16 protein-coding genes are annotated in these 16,436 nt (G+C 73.4%); 8 read left to right on the top strand and 8 right to left on the bottom strand.

The window, feature by feature from the left end; all coding sequences use genetic code 11:
• The first annotated feature begins 202 nt into the window (after nucleotides 1-202).
• Complete coding sequence (locus ACQPW6_RS15185; RefSeq protein ID WP_433890160.1) at nucleotides 203-1,279, top strand: carbohydrate-binding protein; 1,077 nt, start codon at nucleotides 203-205, stop codon at nucleotides 1,277-1,279.
• A gap of 274 nt (nucleotides 1,280-1,553) precedes the next feature.
• Here the strand turns inward: ACQPW6_RS15185 and ACQPW6_RS15180 are convergent, their stop codons facing one another.
• The 3 genes from ACQPW6_RS15180 to ACQPW6_RS15170 form a co-directional block, all read right to left on the bottom strand.
• A complete protein-coding gene (locus tag ACQPW6_RS15180; protein ID WP_433890159.1) occupies nucleotides 1,554-2,498 on the bottom strand; it encodes a 1-phosphofructokinase family hexose kinase in 945 nt (314 codons plus the stop codon).
• Nucleotides 2,499-2,643: 145 nt separating this feature from the next.
• Nucleotides 2,644-3,867, bottom strand: a complete 1,224-nt coding sequence (gene nagA, locus ACQPW6_RS15175; protein ID WP_433890158.1) for an N-acetylglucosamine-6-phosphate deacetylase — start codon at nucleotides 3,865-3,867, stop codon at nucleotides 2,644-2,646.
• Nucleotides 3,867-4,799 carry an ROK family protein gene (locus tag ACQPW6_RS15170; RefSeq protein WP_433890157.1) on the bottom strand — a complete coding sequence of 311 codons (933 nt, stop codon included), beginning with the start codon at nucleotides 4,797-4,799 and terminating at the stop codon, nucleotides 3,867-3,869. The genes nagA and ACQPW6_RS15170 overlap by 1 nt, the downstream gene beginning before the upstream one ends.
• A 202-nt stretch (nucleotides 4,800-5,001) precedes the next feature.
• Here ACQPW6_RS15170 and ACQPW6_RS15165 point away from each other — a divergent pair, with 202 nt between their 5' ends.
• Together ACQPW6_RS15165 and otsB are read left to right on the top strand one after the other, a co-directional pair.
• A complete protein-coding gene (locus tag ACQPW6_RS15165; protein ID WP_433890156.1) occupies nucleotides 5,002-5,235 on the top strand; it encodes a DUF3263 domain-containing protein in 234 nt (77 codons plus the stop codon).
• A 591-nt stretch (nucleotides 5,236-5,826) separates the two neighbouring features.
• Nucleotides 5,827-6,675, top strand: coding sequence for a trehalose-phosphatase (gene otsB / locus ACQPW6_RS15160; protein WP_433890155.1), 849 nt, complete (start codon nucleotides 5,827-5,829; stop codon nucleotides 6,673-6,675).
• A gap of 27 nt (nucleotides 6,676-6,702) precedes the next feature.
• Here the strand turns inward: otsB and ACQPW6_RS15155 are convergent, their stop codons facing one another.
• The 4 genes from ACQPW6_RS15155 to ACQPW6_RS15140 all read right to left on the bottom strand — a co-directional run bounded on the left by ACQPW6_RS15155 (nucleotide 6,703) and on the right by ACQPW6_RS15140 (nucleotide 9,324).
• Entirely contained in the window at nucleotides 6,703-7,695 is a 993-nt protein-coding gene (locus ACQPW6_RS15155) for a CU044_5270 family protein (protein WP_433890154.1), read from the bottom strand.
• Nucleotides 7,692-8,351 carry an RNA polymerase sigma factor gene (locus tag ACQPW6_RS15150; protein WP_433890153.1) on the bottom strand — a complete coding sequence of 220 codons (660 nt, stop codon included), beginning with the start codon at nucleotides 8,349-8,351 and terminating at the stop codon, nucleotides 7,692-7,694. Before ACQPW6_RS15150 ends, ACQPW6_RS15155 begins: the two co-directional genes overlap by 4 nt.
• Before the next feature lie 132 nt (nucleotides 8,352-8,483).
• Nucleotides 8,484-8,894 carry a TetR/AcrR family transcriptional regulator gene (locus ACQPW6_RS15145; RefSeq protein WP_433890152.1) on the bottom strand — a complete coding sequence of 137 codons (411 nt, stop codon included), beginning with the start codon at nucleotides 8,892-8,894 and terminating at the stop codon, nucleotides 8,484-8,486.
• A 46-nt stretch (nucleotides 8,895-8,940) separates the two neighbouring features.
• Complete coding sequence (locus ACQPW6_RS15140) at nucleotides 8,941-9,324, bottom strand: hypothetical protein (protein ID WP_433890151.1); 384 nt, start codon at nucleotides 9,322-9,324, stop codon at nucleotides 8,941-8,943.
• Between the two features lie 143 nt (nucleotides 9,325-9,467).
• Between ACQPW6_RS15140 and ACQPW6_RS15135 the strand changes: the two genes are divergently transcribed.
• Nucleotides 9,468-10,463: an ArsR/SmtB family transcription factor gene (locus ACQPW6_RS15135; RefSeq protein ID WP_433890150.1), complete on the top strand. Its 996-nt coding sequence runs from the start codon at nucleotides 9,468-9,470 to the stop codon at nucleotides 10,461-10,463.
• 58 nt (nucleotides 10,464-10,521) lie between these two features.
• On the opposite strand, the gene ACQPW6_RS15130 is transcribed toward ACQPW6_RS15135, so the two are convergent.
• The gene (locus ACQPW6_RS15130; RefSeq protein WP_433890149.1) at nucleotides 10,522-11,847 is read right to left on the bottom strand and encodes an MFS transporter; all 1,326 of its coding nucleotides are present in this window, start codon (nucleotides 11,845-11,847) and stop codon (nucleotides 10,522-10,524) included.
• A gap of 74 nt (nucleotides 11,848-11,921) precedes the next feature.
• Here ACQPW6_RS15130 and ACQPW6_RS15125 point away from each other — a divergent pair, with 74 nt between their 5' ends.
• The 4 genes from ACQPW6_RS15125 to ACQPW6_RS15110 all read left to right on the top strand — a co-directional run bounded on the left by ACQPW6_RS15125 (nucleotide 11,922) and on the right by ACQPW6_RS15110 (nucleotide 16,403).
• Nucleotides 11,922-12,680, top strand: a complete 759-nt coding sequence (locus tag ACQPW6_RS15125; RefSeq protein ID WP_433890148.1) for a DeoR/GlpR family DNA-binding transcription regulator — start codon at nucleotides 11,922-11,924, stop codon at nucleotides 12,678-12,680.
• A gap of 550 nt (nucleotides 12,681-13,230) precedes the next feature.
• Nucleotides 13,231-14,520, top strand: a complete 1,290-nt coding sequence (locus ACQPW6_RS15120) for a hypothetical protein (RefSeq protein WP_433890147.1) — start codon at nucleotides 13,231-13,233, stop codon at nucleotides 14,518-14,520.
• Nucleotides 14,521-14,649: 129 nt separating this feature from the next.
• Nucleotides 14,650-15,255, top strand: a complete 606-nt coding sequence (locus tag ACQPW6_RS15115) for a peroxiredoxin-like family protein (RefSeq protein WP_433890146.1) — start codon at nucleotides 14,650-14,652, stop codon at nucleotides 15,253-15,255.
• A gap of 263 nt (nucleotides 15,256-15,518) precedes the next feature.
• Entirely contained in the window at nucleotides 15,519-16,403 is an 885-nt protein-coding gene (locus tag ACQPW6_RS15110; RefSeq protein ID WP_433890145.1) for a transglycosylase SLT domain-containing protein, read from the top strand.
• Nucleotides 16,404-16,436: the final 33 nt, after the last annotated feature.

The raw sequence follows: 16,436 nt of genomic DNA, 5'->3' as shown, positions 1-16,436 counted from the left end.
GGGCAGCCACTCGTCGTCCACGAGGTTAACGGTACGTGACGGTTGGGGTGTGACTGGTCACAGGGAACCTTCCTGACCTGGTGATGCGTCCAAGGTCTGAGCGGTGTGTCGTCCGGGGCCGGTAGTGTTCCCGAATACCACAGCGCCGCGTCAACCTTCGCGATGCGTGTGCGGTAAGGCAGTAAGAGGGAGTGGACAGCGGATGACGGTCGGAAACGACGGCACCCCGGAGAACGACGACCCGTTCGCGTATCTCTACCGTTCGGAGGGCGCCGAGGAGCAGCCTCAGGCCGATCCGGCCGGGGGCCGGCCGGGCACGCCGCGCACGTCGCACCACCAGGTCCAGCCGGTGGGCAGCCGCCGCCCCGCGCAGCAGCCGCAGGCGGGCGCGTACGGCTACCCGCAGCCGGGCCAGCCGGGCTACGCCAGCCAGGGCCCCGGCCAGGGGCAGGGGCAGGGCCAGACGGGCGGCTACGGCTACCCGCAGCCGGCCCAGCAGGCCCCGGGCGAGACCCAGCAGTACGGGCAGCAGCAGTACGGCGGCCAGCAGGCGTACGGGCAGCAGCAGCCTTCGTACGGCCAGCAGCAGTACGACCAGCAGCCCCCCGCGGGCGGCCACCGCTCCGGCGGTGGTCCCGGCAGTGGCGGGCCCGGCCCCGAGCGCAGCCGCAAGGGCCTGGTGATCGCGGCCGTCGCCGTGGTGGCCGTGGTCGCCATAGTGATCGCCTTCGCGATGACCAACGGCGGCGGCGACAAGGGCAAGAACCAGGCGGACGACAAGCCCACCACCCCGCCGGTGACCTCCGCCGCGCCCAGCAAGACCGCCGCGGCCCCGACCACCCCGCCGCCGTTCGCCTCCAAGACCACCGACGTGTCGACGCTGGCGCTGGCCGGCGGCGCGGTGCCGAGCACCCAGTGGCCGGGCGCGAAGGCCGCGGGCGGCACGTACGTGGACCACATGGACAACGTGGGCGCCAGCGTCACGTGGACGGTCACGGTGCCGACCGACGGCGACTACACGCTCTTCGTCGGCTACGGCAACGCGGGCAAGGACGCGACGCTCAGCCTCGCCGTCAACGGCACCGCGCGCGACACCCCGGTGCACCTGAGCAACTGGAACCACGACACGGACTGGTCGAAGGCGTGGGGTGACTCCACGTACGCGTACGTGAACCTCAACAAGGGGGCGAACACGCTGGCGCTGAGCTGTGGGCAGGGCGACGTGTGCGGCGTGAACCTCGACCAGGTCTGGCTGAAGCAGGGGCAGGTCCAGAAGTAGCCCGGGCTCCTGCGGAGGCGCCCCGCCGCTGCGGTTGCGGCCCGTTCCCGGCCGGCCCGCCGTTGTGGCTTGTCGCGCCCGCGCGGCGCCAGCCGCATATCGGGGACAGCCCCGCGCCCCTTCGGCTACCGCCGCCGGGGTCGCGGTCCGTTGCCGGCTTTCTCGCCGTTGTGGCTTGTCGCGCAGTTCCCCGCGCCCCTGAAAAGCGGTCCGCTCGCGCCCCGCGGCGCCAGCTCACCACCGGCCTGGCGGCCGGGGGACGGCCTTCGCGGGGCTATGCCGGGGCCGGGGTCACCGTGACCCGGGGCAAAGTGGACGTGTAGGTGGCCGGGGCGAATTCTCCCGCCGCGGGGGCGGCCACCGTCGCCGCGGACAAGGCCACCGCCCGCGCCAGCCGCTCCGGCCAGGAGAGTTTCTCGGCCACCCCGGACAGCAGGCCGGCCACGGCCGAATCGCCCGCCCCGGTCGGATTCCCGGCCAGTCGTTCGGGCGCGACCGCCCGCCACCCGCCCTCCTCGGAAATCAAAAGCATGCCCTCCGCCCCCAGCGACGCCGCCACCGCCCGGGCCCCGCGCCGCCGCGCGTCCCGCGCCGCCCGCCCGGGCTCGGAGTAGCCGGTGAGCCCGGCCAGCTCCTCCGCGTTCGGCTTGATCAGGTCGGGCCGCGCGGCCACCCCGCGCCGCAGCGGCTCGCCGTGCGTGTCGAGCAGGACGAACACCCCCGTCGCCCGCGCCTCCCGCACGAGGTCCGCGTACGCGCCCACCGGCACCCCGGGCGGCAGGCTGCCGCACAACGCGACCGCCGTGACGTCCCCCGCTTCGAGCAGGCCCCGGTAGGTGTCGAGGAAGTCCGCCCACTCGGCGGCGGTGACGGTCGGCCCCGGCTCGTTGAACATCGTCGTGTCGCCGGTCGAGACGTCCACGACGCCGACCGTACGGCGGGTGGCGCCGCCGACCGGCCGCAGCGCGTCGGTGAGCAGGCCGCCGGCCGCCTCGGGGGTCGCGGCGAGACGCTGCCGCAGTTCGGCGCCGGGCGCGCCGCCGGCGAATCCGGTGACGGTGCAGGGGTGGCCGAGCGCGGCCAGCACCCGGGCGACGTTGAGGCCCTTGCCGCCGGGCCGCTCCACGGTGTCGAGCACCCGGTGCGTGGTGTGCGGGCGCAGCGCGGCCACCCGGTAGGTCAGGTCGAGCGCGGCGTTCAGCGTGACGGTGATGATCACCTCTTGATGATGGCAAAACAAAAGCGCCCGGCCCAGAGCGGGTCGGACGCTTTTTACCCATCTGTGAGGCGGACGCCGGCCGCCACCGCCGAGGTGACGGGCCCGCGCCTCACGCCCGCCGCCGCGAAGGTGGCGGGCCCGCGCCTCACGCCGGCCGGACCACCCACTCGCCCTTGCGCATCACGCCCACCACCTCGTACTCCTCGTCGAGGACGACGAGATCCGCGTCCTTGCCGGCCTCCAGCGTCCCGATCCGGTCCGAAAGCCCCAGCAGCCGGGCCGGGTTGGTGGAGATCGCCCGCACCACGTCGTCCGGCGCCAGGCCGTCCACCGTGACGGCCCGCTTGAACGCCGTGTCGAGCGTCAGCGTCGAACCGGCGATGGAGCCGCCCTCGACCAGCCGCGCCACGCCCTCCCGCACCTCGACCTTCATCGGCCCGAGCTCGTAGAGCCCGTCGCCGAAGCCGGCCGCGTCCATCGCGTCGGTGATGAACGCGACCCGGCCGGCGCCGACGGTGCCGAACGCCAACTCCAGGACGGACGGGTGCAGATGGGTGCCGTCGTTGATCAACTCGACGGTGACCCGGTCGTCTTCGAGCAGCGCCGCGATCGGTCCCGGCTCGCGGTGCTGGAGCGGCGGCATCGCGTTGAACAGGTGGGTGGCCACGGTCGCGCCCGCGTCGATGGCCGCCTTCGTCTGCTCGTACGTGGCGTCGGTGTGCCCGACGGCCGCGATCACGCCGAGTTCGGCCAGCAGCCGCACCGAGTCGATGCCGCCGGGCAGTTCGGTCGCCAGCGTGACCATCCTGGCGGTGCCGCGCGCGGCGTCGACGAGTTTGCGGACGTCGGCCGGGTCGGGGTCGCGCAGCAGCCCCTCGTCGTGCGCGCCCTTGCGGCACGGCGAGATGAACGGGCCCTCGTAGTGGATGCCGGCCAACTCGCCCTGCTCGACCAGCTCGGACAGCAGTCCGGCCTGCCGGGTCAGCGCCTCAAGGGTGTTGGTGACGGTGGAGGCGACGACCGTGGTGGTGCCGTGCTCGCGGTGGGTGCGGACGCCGGTGAGGATGTCCTGCACGGTGCCGGAGGTGAAGGACGCGCCGCCGCCGCCGTGGTTGTGGATGTCCACGAAGCCGGGGACGACGAGGTGGCCGGGGGCCAGCTCCACGGTCGTCGTGCCGGCCGGTTCGCCGGCGCCGTCCGCGTTTACGGCGCGGCCGTTGCTGCCGTTCGCCGACGGGTCGTGGTCCGTGCCGGTCCCGGTGATCCGGGTGCCCTCGACCGTCAGCCGGCCGCGTTCCACCACACCGGAGGGCAGGGCCACGCGGGCACCCGCCAGCACCGTGCGGTGCGTTGTCGTTACGGCGGCCATCAGGCGGTTACCTCCACGGAGAGTAGGTCCCAGGCGAGCAGGCCGGCGCCCAGGCATCCTGCGGTGTCCCCCAGTGCGGCGGGGACGATGAGGGGGAGCTTCTGGAAGGTGATGCGTGCCTCGACTGCCGCGCGCAGCGGCCCGAAGAGGATGTCCCCGGCTTCGGCGAGCCCGCCGCCGATGATCAGCACGCGGGGGTCGAGCAGCGTGATGCCGGTGACCAGTCCGGCGGCCAGCGCGTCGATCGCGTCGCCCCAGACGGCCACCGCCCGCGGGTCGCCGGCCTCGACGGCGCGGGCGCAGTCGGCGGCGTCCGCCTCGGGGTCGCCGCTGGCCGCGGCCCAGGCGCGGGAGACCGCGGCGGCCGAGGCCAGCGCCTCCATGCAGCCGCGCTGCCCGCAGCCGCACTCGGGCCCGTCGGGCCGGACCACGACGTGCCCGATCTCGCCCGCGTAGCCGTGCGCGCCGGCCTCGATCCGGCCGTCGATCCCGATCGCGCCGGCGATGCCGGTGCCGAGGGGGACGAACAGGAACCGGTCGGTGCCGTTGCCCGCGCCGATCCGGCCCTCGGCGAGGCCGCCGGTGCGGACGTCGTGGCCGAGCGCGACGGGCACGCCGCCGAGCCGCTCCGACAGCAGCGCGCGCAGCGGGACGTCCGTCCAGCGCAGGTTGGCGGCGTAGACGGCGATGCCGTTGGCCGCGTCCACGATCCCGGGAACGGCCACGCCCGCGGCGGCGGCCGGCTCGCCGTGCTCGCGTATGCCGTGCGCGCGGAGGTCGTCGGCGAAGCCCAGGATCCCGCTGACGACGGCCTCCGGCCCGCGCTCCCGGTTGGTGGCACGCCGCGCCTCGTGCAGCAGCGTGCCGTCCGCCGCGATCAGCGCGGCCTTCATCCCGGTGCCGCCCACATCGAGGGCGATGACATGTCTCACGAGGACAGTCTCGCCGTTAACGTACTAGAGGTCTAGTCCACTCCGCGAGAAGATCGCCGGGGTGGTGCCGGGTCGGGGCCGATCTGCGAGGATTGCCCTGCGGGCAGCAGGGGAGACAACGGCCACCCGCCCACGCGGGGACGGGCGCCCACCCGGCGGGGATCGCCCTGCGGGCGGCTGGGGATGGACGGTGGGAGGTTCGATGACGGCGGAAGGTCTGTCCGAACGGGACGTGGCCGTGCTGGAGATCGCGGCGGCCAACTGGACCGCCCCCGGCCCACGCGAGCGCGCCATACGCGAACGCCTCGGCATGTCCCCGACCGCCTACTACCAACTCCTCAACGCCCTCCTCGACGACCCCCGCGCCCTCTCCCACGCCCCCACCACCATCAACCGCCTCCGCGAAGCCCGCGCCACCCGCCGCGCCGCCCGCTGACGCCCCCGGCGAGCGGACCGTTTTTCAAGGGGCGCGGGGAACTGCGCCACCAGCCAGAGCGGGCCTGCACATGACCGCTTGCCTTAGCCGGGGTGTCTGTTACGCCGGGCGTAAGGGGAGCGCGTGTAAAGGGGCGCGGGGCTGTGTCTGATGTGCGGCTCCGCCGCGTGGGGGCGAGCGGAGCGCTTTTCGGGGGCGCGGGGAACTGCGCCACCAGCCAGAGCGGGCCTGCACATGACCGCTTGCCTTAGCCGGGGTGTCTGTTACGCCGGGCGTAAGGGGAGCGCATGTAAAGGGGCGCGGGGCTGTGTCTGGTGTGCGGCTCCGCCGCGTGGGCGCGAGCGGAGCGCTTTTCAGGGGCGCGGGGAACTGCGCCACCAGCCAGAGCGGGCCTGCACATGACCGTTTGCCTTAGCCGGGGTGTCTGTTACGCCGGGCGTAAGGGGAGCGCGTGTAAAGGGGCGCGGGGAACTGCGCGACAAGCCACATCGGACCCGCAGGGGATCGCTCGCCCCAGCCGGGGCACCTCGTTACGCCGGGCGCGAGCCACGTGCAGGGTTGGCGCGGCCCCGCCCGGGTAAAGTCGGCGACATGGCCTCCGCCGACGTACTCGCCCCCGCCACCCCCGCCGGAAAGGAAGGCCTCGCAGCCCTGCTCGCGCGGCCCGAACGCGCAGTCGTCGCCCTCGACTTCGACGGCACGCTCGCCCCCATCGTGCCCGACCCGGAATCCGCCCGCGCCCACCCCGGCGCCGTCCCGGCCCTCACCCGCCTCGCCCCGCACCTGGCCGCCGTCGCCGTGGTCACCGGCCGCCCGGCCGGCGTCGCGGTCCGCTACGGCGGCTTCGCGGGCGTCCCGGCCCTCGACCACCTGGTCGTGCTCGGCCACTACGGCGCCGAGCGCTGGGACGCGCACACCAGCGAGGTGCACACCCCCGGCGACCACCCCGGCGTGACAGCCGTCCGCGCCGAACTCCCCGGCTTCCTCGACAAGGCGGGCGCCTGGCACGGCACCTGGATCGAGGACAAGGGCGGCCGCGCCGTCGCCGTCCACACCCGCCGCACCGACGACCCCGACGCCGCCTTCGAGGCGCTGCGCGAGCCGCTGACCGGCCTCGCCGAGCGGCACGGCCTGATGATCGAGCCGGGCCGCTACGTTCTGGAGCTGCGCCCGCCCGGCGTGGACAAGGGCGTGGCGCTGGCCCAGTACCTGCGCGAGGTGGACGCCTCCTGCGTCCTGTACGCCGGTGACGACCTCGGCGACCTCGCCGCGTTCGGCGCCGTCCAGGAGCGCCGAGAGCAGGGCCTGCCCGGCCTGCTGGTGGCGAGCGCGGGAACGGGCGAGTCCCCGGCGGAGCTGCTGGCCCAGGCCGACCTGGTGGTCCCGGGCCCCGAGGGCGTGGTCGCCGTCCTCGACGCACTGGCCGACGCCCTGGAGTGACGGGGCCCGGGTCCGCCGGCGGGGCGGTCAGGCGATCTTGTCCGTCCACCCGGTGAACACGTACGTCGCGGGGTTGAGCGGGCCCTTCCGGCCGTCGTCCGACCTCTGGAGCACCTTGCCCGTGTCCGGGTCGATCAGCAGCGTCCAGGTGACCACCGGTCCCTTGGCGACGAACCGCTGCGTCATGCTGACAGCGGTGCCGGTGCGCCCCAGCTCGTCCTTGGCCGTGCCGTCGAGGTGGACGCCGGGCAGTGAGGCGATCACCTGGTAGAGCGCGGCCCGCTGCCGCGAGGTGACGGGAGCGCTGGCGAGCAGGTCCGAAGCGGTCTCGTACACCGCGCCGGGCAGTCGCGGGTCGTGCGGGTCGAGCCGCTCCCGCAGAGCCTCGGGGTCGGTGGGCAGGCCCGCCACCTGGTCCCAGGTGACCGCGGCCGTGGACGGGCCGCCCCAGTACGTCTGCCTCGTCAGCGGCACCTGCTTGCCGTCGGGGCCGACACGGGACGCCTCGGGCTTGCTCCAGTGCCTGAGATGCCCGTGTCCGTCGGACGCGTACCCTCCGTCCCTGGTCTCCCAGGAGGTGTAGCCGAGCGGGTCGCGGGAGTCGGGCGACAGGAGCTGGACCTTCCAGTACCTTCCCCGGTGGTCCGCCTGCGCCCCCGCGTGGTCCGCGGTCTTGTTCAGGAACGTCGTCGCCGCCGACGCGTTCGCCGCGCTGCTGCCGTCGAAGTCCACCACCGGCAGGACGGCCGCGGCGGTGGCGACCGCGGCCACCGCGACGCCGGCCACGATCCAGCGGCGCGTGCGCCGCGGGCGGGCGGGGGCCGGGACCGGCTCCGCCGGCTCCTCGCGCTGGACGGCGGCCAGGATCACGGCCTGGGCGCAGGCCAGGACGGTCGCGGACGGCGGCGGTACGTCGCGGGCGGCGGTCAGCGTGTCGAGACCGGTCAGGTCGAAGTCGGCGTCGAAGTCGGTGCCGGCGTCCGAGCCGGCCGGGAGCCAGTTCTGCTCGTCGGTGCTCACGCGCGTTCTCCTGTCAGGCTGGTCAGTGACGATCGGTCGATGGCCTCGCGCAGCCGGGCGCGGGCCCGGTGCAGCCGGGATCTGGCGGTGCCCTGCGGCACTCCCACCACGTCCGCGGCCTCCGCCGGGGTGAGCTGCTCCCAGATCACGAGCAGCAGCAACTCCCGTTCCACGTGCGGAAGTTCGACCATGGTGCGGCGGATCAACGGGGCCACCGCCGCCGCGTCGAGGCGCGCGTCCACCGCGTACCAGGGGTCGGCGATCGGCTCGGGAACGTCCGGCCCGGTGGCCTCGGTGCCCCGCCAGTGCGCGGCGAGCACGTGCCGGGCCACGCCGAACAGCCAGGCCCGTACGGTGCCCTTCGCCGGGTCGAAGCCGGCGCGTCCGGCGAAGGCCCGCAGCCACACCTCGGACAGCAGGTCGTCGGCGGCGCTGGGCGCGCGCCGGGCGAGATAGCCGTGCAGTGCGGTCGAGTGCCGGCCGACCAGCGGCTCGAAGGACTCCGGTTCGCGGGCCGAACGGGCCAGCAGCGCGGCGTCGTCGCCGCGCGGGTCGCCGCCCGGATCGTCCGCGCAACTCCCGCCGGTGCCACCGCCGTTACCCCCGTCGGGCAGCTCGTCCCCGCCGCCGCCCCGCGGTATGTGCGACCTGGTCATCGCCCCTCCTCCTGAGGCCGGATCCGTCCGGCCCCACCTCCTACTTGCGCGCGCCGCGCCGCAGCGTTCGGCGCCGCGTCGACCAGCGGTTTCACCGTACGTGCGGCGGCCGGAGGGGGGTCGCGCCCCGCGTCAGCCGGCGCCGTCCACCGCGGCCATCATCCGGTCGATGTCCAGGCCGAGCGGTTGGGCGGCACCGAAGACGTACTCGGCTGACCGCAGCCGGTTCGGACCGAAGGTGGCGCCGGCCGACAGGAAGGCCATCCACGGGTGCCGCAGCGTCAGCGCCCTGCTCCATCGGCCGAACAGCCGCAGGTCGGCCTGCCGGCCGCCGGACGGCTTCGCGGGCGGCGGCTGCTCGCCGAAGACGCTGTCGATCATCAGCTCCAGGAGGTCGTCCTTGCGGGCGACGTACCGGTAGAGCGCGGTCGTCGCGGTGCCGACCTCGGTGGCGACCCGGCGCATCGAGGCGGCCTCGATGCCTTCCGCGTCGGCGATCCGGACGGCGGCGGCCACGCTCTCCCCCCGGCTGCGCGGGGTCACGGTGTGGACCCCGTGACCCCGTGACCCCGCGACCCCGTGACCCCCTCTATGTGTTCTTGTCGCCGCACGGGTCGAAGCCGTTCGGGATATTGAGGCACACCTCGACAGTCGTCACCGAGACCGTGTCGCCCGGGTAGTAGTCGACGCAGCCATTCCCGGTCGTGCCGCCGGTATGCGCGGGCGCGTTTATGCGGGGGCTCGACCCGCCGTTACTGAAGTACCAGTAGGCGTACACCTGGTAGCCGTCCGAGGCGTCGTCGCACACCCAGCCGTGGTGGGTCGACTTCTTCCAGTCAGCGTGCCCGGTGTTGGGGTGGTTGGGCACATCCACCCTGGTCTGGTCCGCTGCGCTGGCCGGCGCCGCGAAGGCGAAGGCCGTTCCCAGCGCACAGGCGGAGGCTGCCATGGCAATACCGATTCGACGTTTCAATTCAGGTCTCTCCCTTGATTCGACGAGTCCCGCAAGACCCCGAGTAAACGCGGAAGTTGGCCGATAAGGCAATTGATTCGATGAGGCTCAAATGTTTGGCTTGCCGCGTCCGTGAACCGTCCGACTCCGTACCGGAAGGCATCATGCTGCGTCTGACCATGGAACCGGCCGAACTCGCCAGGACAAGGTTCGCCATATCGCCGATGGCCGAGCTGTTCGGAGTCCTGTCCGCCGCGGCCAGGCCGCCGGCCGGTGCCCGCGCGGCCGGCCGGTACCGTGCTCCGCTGCGGCTGCTGCACGAGAGGATGCCCCTGCTGGCCGGGCTCGTTCAGGGACGTGTGTGGCTGCCGGACTTCATCAGCCCCACGCCCGACCGGTTCGCCCCCGCTCTTGACGACGAGCTGCACCAGATCGAGACGCTGCCGCCGGCCCGGCTGATCCAGGAGATCGCCCTGTTCACCACGGGTTCGGGGCGTGACGGCTTCACCGGCACCGAGTTGTCCGCCCCGATCCGCGACCAACTCGACCGGGGGGAAACGGCGTTCGCCCAGCGAACCGCTCGGGAGCTGCACGCCCTGTGGCACCACACGCTCGCCCCGCGCTGGCCGGCCATCCGCGACCGGGTGGAGATCGAGATCAACGCCCGCTCACGGGTGATGGCCGAGCAGGGAACTGGCGCCGCTCTGGGCTCTGTTCATCCGGACGTCAGCTGGTGCGAGGGAACGCTGAGCATCCGCAGCACCTTCAGCGTCACGCTCTCGCACGCGCCGGCGGTCATCATGATTCCGACCGTCACCGGGGGCCAACTGACCCCGGGGCTCGACCCGTTGCTCAGCCACGACACGATGCTCTGCTACCCCCTGTCGCACGCCCCCACGGGCCGGCCCGCCGAACCGGACAGCCGCCCGGTCGCCGACGTCCTGGGGGCGACCCGGCACCGGCTGCTGGCCTGCCTGAGCCAGCCTCTCACCACCGGTGACCTGGCCGAACTCCACCACCTGGATGCGTCCACCGTCTCGTACCACCTCACGCGCCTCCATCGCGCCGGCCTGCTGAGCCGCACGCGGCACGGCCATCGCGTGTACTACCGGCGCACGCAGCAGGCCGAGAACCTCCTCGACCCGCGCCGGCAGCAGTAGACCTTCGTGCAGGCGGGGCAGCCCTCGTGCCGTCCCCCGAGCAGGCGGGGAACGGCGGTCAGCAGTCCAGGAGTTCGGGGTCGGCCGCCCGGCCCTCGGGTGCGGAGGCGCGCCCCGCCCGGTCGCCCGGCGCGTCCAGCATTCCGGCCGTCGCGCAGGCGATCACGCAGAAGCCCACGGGCAGGAAGAAGGCCACGTTGAGCGGAATGAAGTGCGTCATGGGCCCGATCACAGCGGGCCCCGCGAGCATCCCGAGGTACCCCAGCCCCGCCACCCGCGACACATTCGCCCCGGCCGCCTCCTGGTCGAAGTGCCCCGCCGCGCTGAACAACTGCGGGATGCAGCCGGAGAGCCCGATCCCGAACACCGTCCACCCGACCAGCGCGAGCGCCACCCCCGGCGACAACGCGGCCGTCGTCAGCCCGACCGCCGCGATCCCCGCCCCGTACCGCAGGACGGCGACCGCCCCGAACCGCGCCGCCACCCGGTCGGTGAGGAAGCGTCCCACCGTCATCGCCGTGGCGAACGCCCCGTACGCGAGCGCGGCGGTCGAGGCGGGCGCGTCCAGCACGTCGCGCAGGTCGAGCACGCTCCAGTCGTTGGCCACGCCCTCGGAGAGCATCAGCATGAGGGCGAGTGCGGCGAGCGCCCAGATGCGCCGGGGCGTCTTGCGCCGCGCGGAAACGTCGGCGCCGCCCGGCGCGGCCACGGGCGCCGCACTGTCACCGCCGGGCACGCCACCGTCGCCGGCGGACAGCGCGCCGTCGCCGGCGGAAACCGCACCGTCGCCGGCCGGCACCTCACCGTCCGCCCCGGGGCCCGCCGCCCGCTGCCCGAGCAGGCCCCGCGCGGCCAGCGCGGTCGCGGCGAGCGCGAAGACCGCCGCCCCGCCGAGCGTCCCGGCCGCGCCCCACCCCCAGCGGAGCGTCACCGCCCCGATCAGCGAGGCGATCACGCCCCCCACCGAGAACACCGCGTGGAACGCGGACATGATCGGCCGCCCGTAGCCCCGTTCCACCTGCACCGCGTGCGTGTTCATGCTCACGTCGAGGCAGCCGTTGCCGAAGCCGAGCACCAGCAGGGCCGCGCCCAGCGCCCAGGGCGCGGTGGCGAGCCCCGGCAGGACGACGGCCGCGCCGCACAGCGCGGCGCTCGCGGGCACGACCTTGCGCGCGCCGATCCGGTCGGTGAGCGGCCCGGCCAGCTGCATCCCCGCGAACGCGCCGCCGCCGAGCAGCAGCAACAGCCAGCCGAGTACGGCGTGGCTGATGCCGACCCGGTGCTCGACGGCGGGGATGTGCACGATCCACATGCCCATGACGAAGCCGTTGAGCGCGAAGAAGGCGAAGGTGGCCTGGCGGCCGGCCCGTAGGGATCTGTCCATGCGTGCGAACGTAACGAACGTCCATCGTGTTTGTAAAGTTGCACTTTGAACACGTGCGGTGTTCGATGTGGGGTGTGACGAGTGCGGAACGACTGAGGAAGATCACCGAGGCGGTACGCGAGACCGGCCGGCTGAGCGTGGCGGAACTGGCCGAGCTGACCGGCGCGTCCGAGATGACCGTCCGCCGTGACCTGGAGGTTCTGGCCGAGCAGGGCGTGCTCGAACGGTACCGGGGTGGGGCGCGGAGCCTGCTGCTGCGCGGCGAGGAGCCGCCGTTCGCGCTGCGCGTGCAGGACGACGTCGAGGCGAAGCGGCGGATCGCCGCCGAGGCGGCCGGGATGATCGCCGAGGGCGAGTCCGTCGTCCTGGACAGCGGCACCACCTGCCTGGAGGTGGCCCGCCTGCTCGCCCACCGCCGGCTGACCGTCGTCCCCCTGTCGCTGCACGCGGCCAACGCCCTGACCGGCGCCCCCCAGCTGAAACTCCTCCTCCCCGGCGGCGAGCCCCGCCCCGGCGAGCTGGCCCTGACCGGCCCCCTGACCGAGGCGTCCCTGACCGCGCTGCGCTTCGACACGGCGATCATCGGGTGCTGCGGACTCACGGCGGGGGAGGGTCTGACGGCCTACGACCTGGCCGACGCGGCAGTAAAACGCGCGGCGATCGCCTCATCCCGCCGCGTGATCGCCGTGGCCGAGGCCGCCAAATTCTCCCGCACGGCCCTGGCCGCCGCAGCCCCGGCAACCGCCCTCGACGTGGTCATCACCGACGATTCCGCCCCCACCTCGGCGACCTCCGCCCTCACGGAGGCGGGCGTCGAGGTGCACCGCGTATAGCCGCTTCTGTCCCCTATATACATAGGCGCTCCATTCGCCCTCCCCCGGCGCGCCCCGGGCGAGCGGCTGCTTGGCGTTACGGGATGCCCCGGTTGTTTGGGGGCGCGGGGAGCTGCGCGCTCGGCCACCCATCGGGCGGTGGTCGGGATGCGGCCGTAACGGTTTCGGGCCGTCCCCATCTCCCGGTCGGCTGTGGCTGGCCGCGCAGTTCCCCGCGCCCCTTCGGGGCTCGTCCCGGCCGGGGGTGCCCCGGTTGTTTGGGGGCGCGGGGAACTGCGCGCTCGGCCGGGCGCCGGGCGGTGGTCGGGATGCGGCCGTAACGGTTTCGGACCGTCCTCATCTCCCGGTCCGCTGTGGCTGGCCGCGCAGTTCCCCGCGCCCCTTCGGGGCTCGTCCCGGCCGGGGGTGCCCCGGTTGTTTGGGGGCGCGGGGAACTGCGCGCTCAGCCGGGCGCCGGGCGGTAGCCGGGAGACGGTCGCAACGGTTGCGGGCCGGGGCCGGGCCGTAAAACACCTCGCGGCAGCGCCCCCGCTCCGGCAAGCTCCGTCCGGTGAACGCCGACGACACCGGGAGCGCGCCCGCCGCAGGCGACGAGTGGGTGTGGGCCCCCGCCCGCACCCTGACCGGGCTGGTCCAGCGCGGCCGGGGCCTGGGCGCGCTCCGGGCCGGGGAGGACCGAGCCGCCGTCGCCGCCCTCGTCAGCGACGCGGTGGCGAACGACCGCCGCTGGGACGCCGTCGATGACCGTTCCCTCTACCTGGCCCGTCTGGCCGTCGACTGCGGCCTGCCCGCCACCACCTTCACCCCCCAGCTCGCCTCCGACGCGTACTCCTGCGCAAGAGCCGCCGAGGTGCTGCGGCTGCTGGCCCTGCCGGACACGGCCGACGCCCGCGAGGCGCGCGACGCCCTGCGCGCGTACATCCGGAACGGCGAGCACTGGGTGGACGTACTGGAATCGGTGGCCGAGGTGTGGCCACCGTCCTGGTGGGACGACCTCGCCGACGTCGCCCGCGCCCGGCTGACCGGGACGGACTCCCCGCTGTGGCACGCCGCCCCCTGGCCCCGCTGGGGCATCACCAGGCCGGGTGCCCGGCCGCCCCGCCCGCCCGGTCTCGCCGAGCGGGCGATGAGCACCGGCGCCCTGCTGGCGCTGCTCGCCGACCCGGGAGCGTCCACCCAGCCCAAGGTGAACGCCCTCCGCGCCCTGTCCGCCCGCCCCCCGGACCCCGCCCTGATCCCCCTGGTCCCGTCCCTCGGCACCGAGGACGACCGCTGGTCATTGGTCGGCCTCCGGCAGGCGGTCCTGCGGCTCGGCGCCCTCGCCGTCCCGGCCGCCCGCGCATGGGCATCGGGCCCCCGGACGTGGCGGGCCGACCTCGGCCTGGACGTGCTGGCCGCGCACGGCGAGCACCGTGACCTGCCGCTGCTGGTCGACGAGCTCACCGCGCTGTGGGACCGGCGCCAGTGGTGCGGGCCCCACAGCCTGGCGGAGGGCCTGGCCCGGTTCGGGCCGGAGGCGGCGGAGGCCGCACCCGTACTGCGCCGGCTGTGGGCCCTCACCCCGCACTCGTACGAGCGGCCCGCCTATCTGAAGGCGCTGGCGGTCATCGCCCCCGAGCCCCCGGAGGGCGCCAGGGGCCCGGACGGCCCGGTCGGCCTGGCGCTGGCCCTCACCGAGTCGCTGTGGGACTGCGAGACCCCGGCCCGCCTGCTGGCCTGCGGCTCCGCGCCGGACCTGCCGATCGTGCGGGCACGGCTCGTCACGCTCCGCGACGATCCGATGGAGGAGGCCGGTGTGCGCGCCGCCGCCAGGGCGCGGCTGGCGGAATTTCCTTTGTAGGCAAGGGTGTTGACCGCTGCGGGTACACATGAAGATGACGCTCTACCGGTTCCGTCCCGCTCGTACGACGTATCGATGACGCCGATCAGATGGGAGCACGCCGTGCGCAGGAGCGAAACGATCTTTGCCGTGGGGGATTCGCCGGCTCCACGTGAGCTGGCCGCGATGTCCGGGGAGGACGTCCCCGTGCCGGACCCGGAGCGGCTGGTGCACCTCCAGCTGAGGAGGTTCGCCGGGTGCCCGGTGTGCAGTCTGCATCTGAGGTCGGTGGTACGGCGGGCCGGCGAGATCGAGGCCGCGGGCGTCCGCGAGGTGGTGGTGTTCCACTCGACCGACGAGGAGCTGCGCAAATACGCCGCCGACCTGCCGTTCGCGGTGGTCGGCGACCCGGACAAGAAGCTCTACCGGGAGTTCGGCGTCGAGTCCTCCGCCCGGGCCGCGCTCGACCCGCGGGCCTGGCCGGGCCTGGCGCGGGCGGTCAGTACGTCGATGTGGGGCGTGCTGCGGCGCCGCGAGCGCCTGGCGCCGGTCATGCCGAACGGCGGCCAGCTCGGCCTGCCCGCCGACTTCCTCTTCGCCCCGGACGGCCGGCTGCTTGCCGTGAAGTACGGCGAGCACGCATACGACCAGTGGACGGTCGACGAGCTGCTGGCCCACGCCCGCACCGCCCGCGCCGCCGGCACTGGGACCCCGCCCGCCGCCTCCGCGGAAGCCCCGTCCGATACGGCCCGCTAAATACCGACTTTCACTCACATAAAGCGCCCTCCTCGTCACACTGAGCGATCGGGAGGGCGCCCCCTTGTGACGTCCTCGATAGGACGTGCGTCACATACTAAGCCGCTTAGTTAATGCGGAAGCGCACGCCCATGCCGATCCACCCGGAATTTCAGCTCCTCTTCCCCGCCACCTACGAATGCCATTCGTAGAGGGGGTCTTTGACCTATGAATTCGCTACCTCTAACAATTCACAGGTCCCCAACGGAAGAGGAAAGTCCCGCATGCGTTTCTCCGCGATCCCGAAGAAGCTCCCCGCGTTCAACGCCTTCAACCGCCTGTCGAAGAAGCACAAGATCACGGTTGCCGGTGCCGCAGCCGCAGCCGCTGTCGTTCTGAGTGTCACGGGCCTGGAAGCGACCGCCGGAGCAGGATCGGCGACCGCGGCGGGTGACCCTGCCGGGTTCTCCGTATCCCAGAACGCCAAGGGCTCCAGCCCGCTGGCCGGTGCGAAGACCGAGCAGGGCGCGGCCGTCAAGCAGATCGGCCCGCAGGCCGGCATGGCCTCGCAGAAGGCCATCAAGGACGCCGCACAGAAGAAGCAGGACCTGGCCGCCGCCAGCAAGAAGAAGGCCGCTGACCAGGCCGCCGCCGCAACGAAGAAGAAGGCCGACGCCGCCGCGGCGACCAAGGCCGCCAACGCGAAGGCCGCCGCCAAGAAGGCCGCTGCCGCCGCTGCCGAGCGCGCGAAGGACAAGCAGGCCGCGAACCGTTCCACCAAGCGCGTCGCGATCGTCGCGCAGCCGAAGAAGGCCGCCCCGAAGAAGGCCGCGGTCACCAAGACCTACGCGAACAACCTTGACGGCTGGATCCGCCAGTCGCTCGACATCATGCACGCCAAGGGTATTCCCGGTTCCTACGAGGGAATTCACCGCAACATCATTCGCGAGTCGAGCGGTAACCCGCAGGCGATCAACCTGTGGGACATCAACGCCCAGAACGGCATTCCCTCGAAGGGTCTGCTCCAGGTGATCCAGCCGACGTTCAACACGTACCACGTGTCCGGAACTTCGATGAACATCTACGACCCGGTCGCCAACATCACCGCCGCCTGCAACTACGCGGCGGACCGGTACGGCTCGATGGACAACGTCAACTCGGCGTACTGATCGGCCCGATCAGCGCCTGGCGCGAACTGATCG

It is taken from the genome of Streptomyces sp. CA-111067 (assembly GCF_050956065.1).
Lineage (GTDB): Bacteria > Actinomycetota > Actinomycetes > Streptomycetales > Streptomycetaceae > Actinacidiphila.
This window is presented reverse-complemented; position numbering and strand designations above follow the sequence as displayed.

Excerpts from the sequence above, each read along its gene's own strand:
- ACQPW6_RS15135 (WP_433890150.1), top strand. The coding sequence starts at position 9,468 with ATGCTGCGTCTGACCATGGAACCGGCCGAACTCGCCAGGACAAGGTTC.
- ACQPW6_RS15150 (WP_433890153.1), bottom strand. The coding sequence starts at position 8,351 with ATGACCAGGTCGCACATACCGCGGGGCGGCGGCGGGGACGAGCTGCCC.
- ACQPW6_RS15165 (WP_433890156.1), top strand. The coding sequence starts at position 5,002 with ATGACGGCGGAAGGTCTGTCCGAACGGGACGTGGCCGTGCTGGAGATC.
- ACQPW6_RS15110 (WP_433890145.1), top strand. The coding sequence starts at position 15,519 with ATGCGTTTCTCCGCGATCCCGAAGAAGCTCCCCGCGTTCAACGCCTTC.
- ACQPW6_RS15185 (WP_433890160.1), top strand. The coding sequence starts at position 203 with ATGACGGTCGGAAACGACGGCACCCCGGAGAACGACGACCCGTTCGCG.
- otsB (WP_433890155.1), top strand. The coding sequence starts at position 5,827 with ATGGCCTCCGCCGACGTACTCGCCCCCGCCACCCCCGCCGGAAAGGAA.
- nagA (WP_433890158.1), bottom strand. The coding sequence starts at position 3,867 with ATGGCCGCCGTAACGACAACGCACCGCACGGTGCTGGCGGGTGCCCGC.
- ACQPW6_RS15130 (WP_433890149.1), bottom strand. The coding sequence starts at position 11,847 with ATGGACAGATCCCTACGGGCCGGCCGCCAGGCCACCTTCGCCTTCTTC.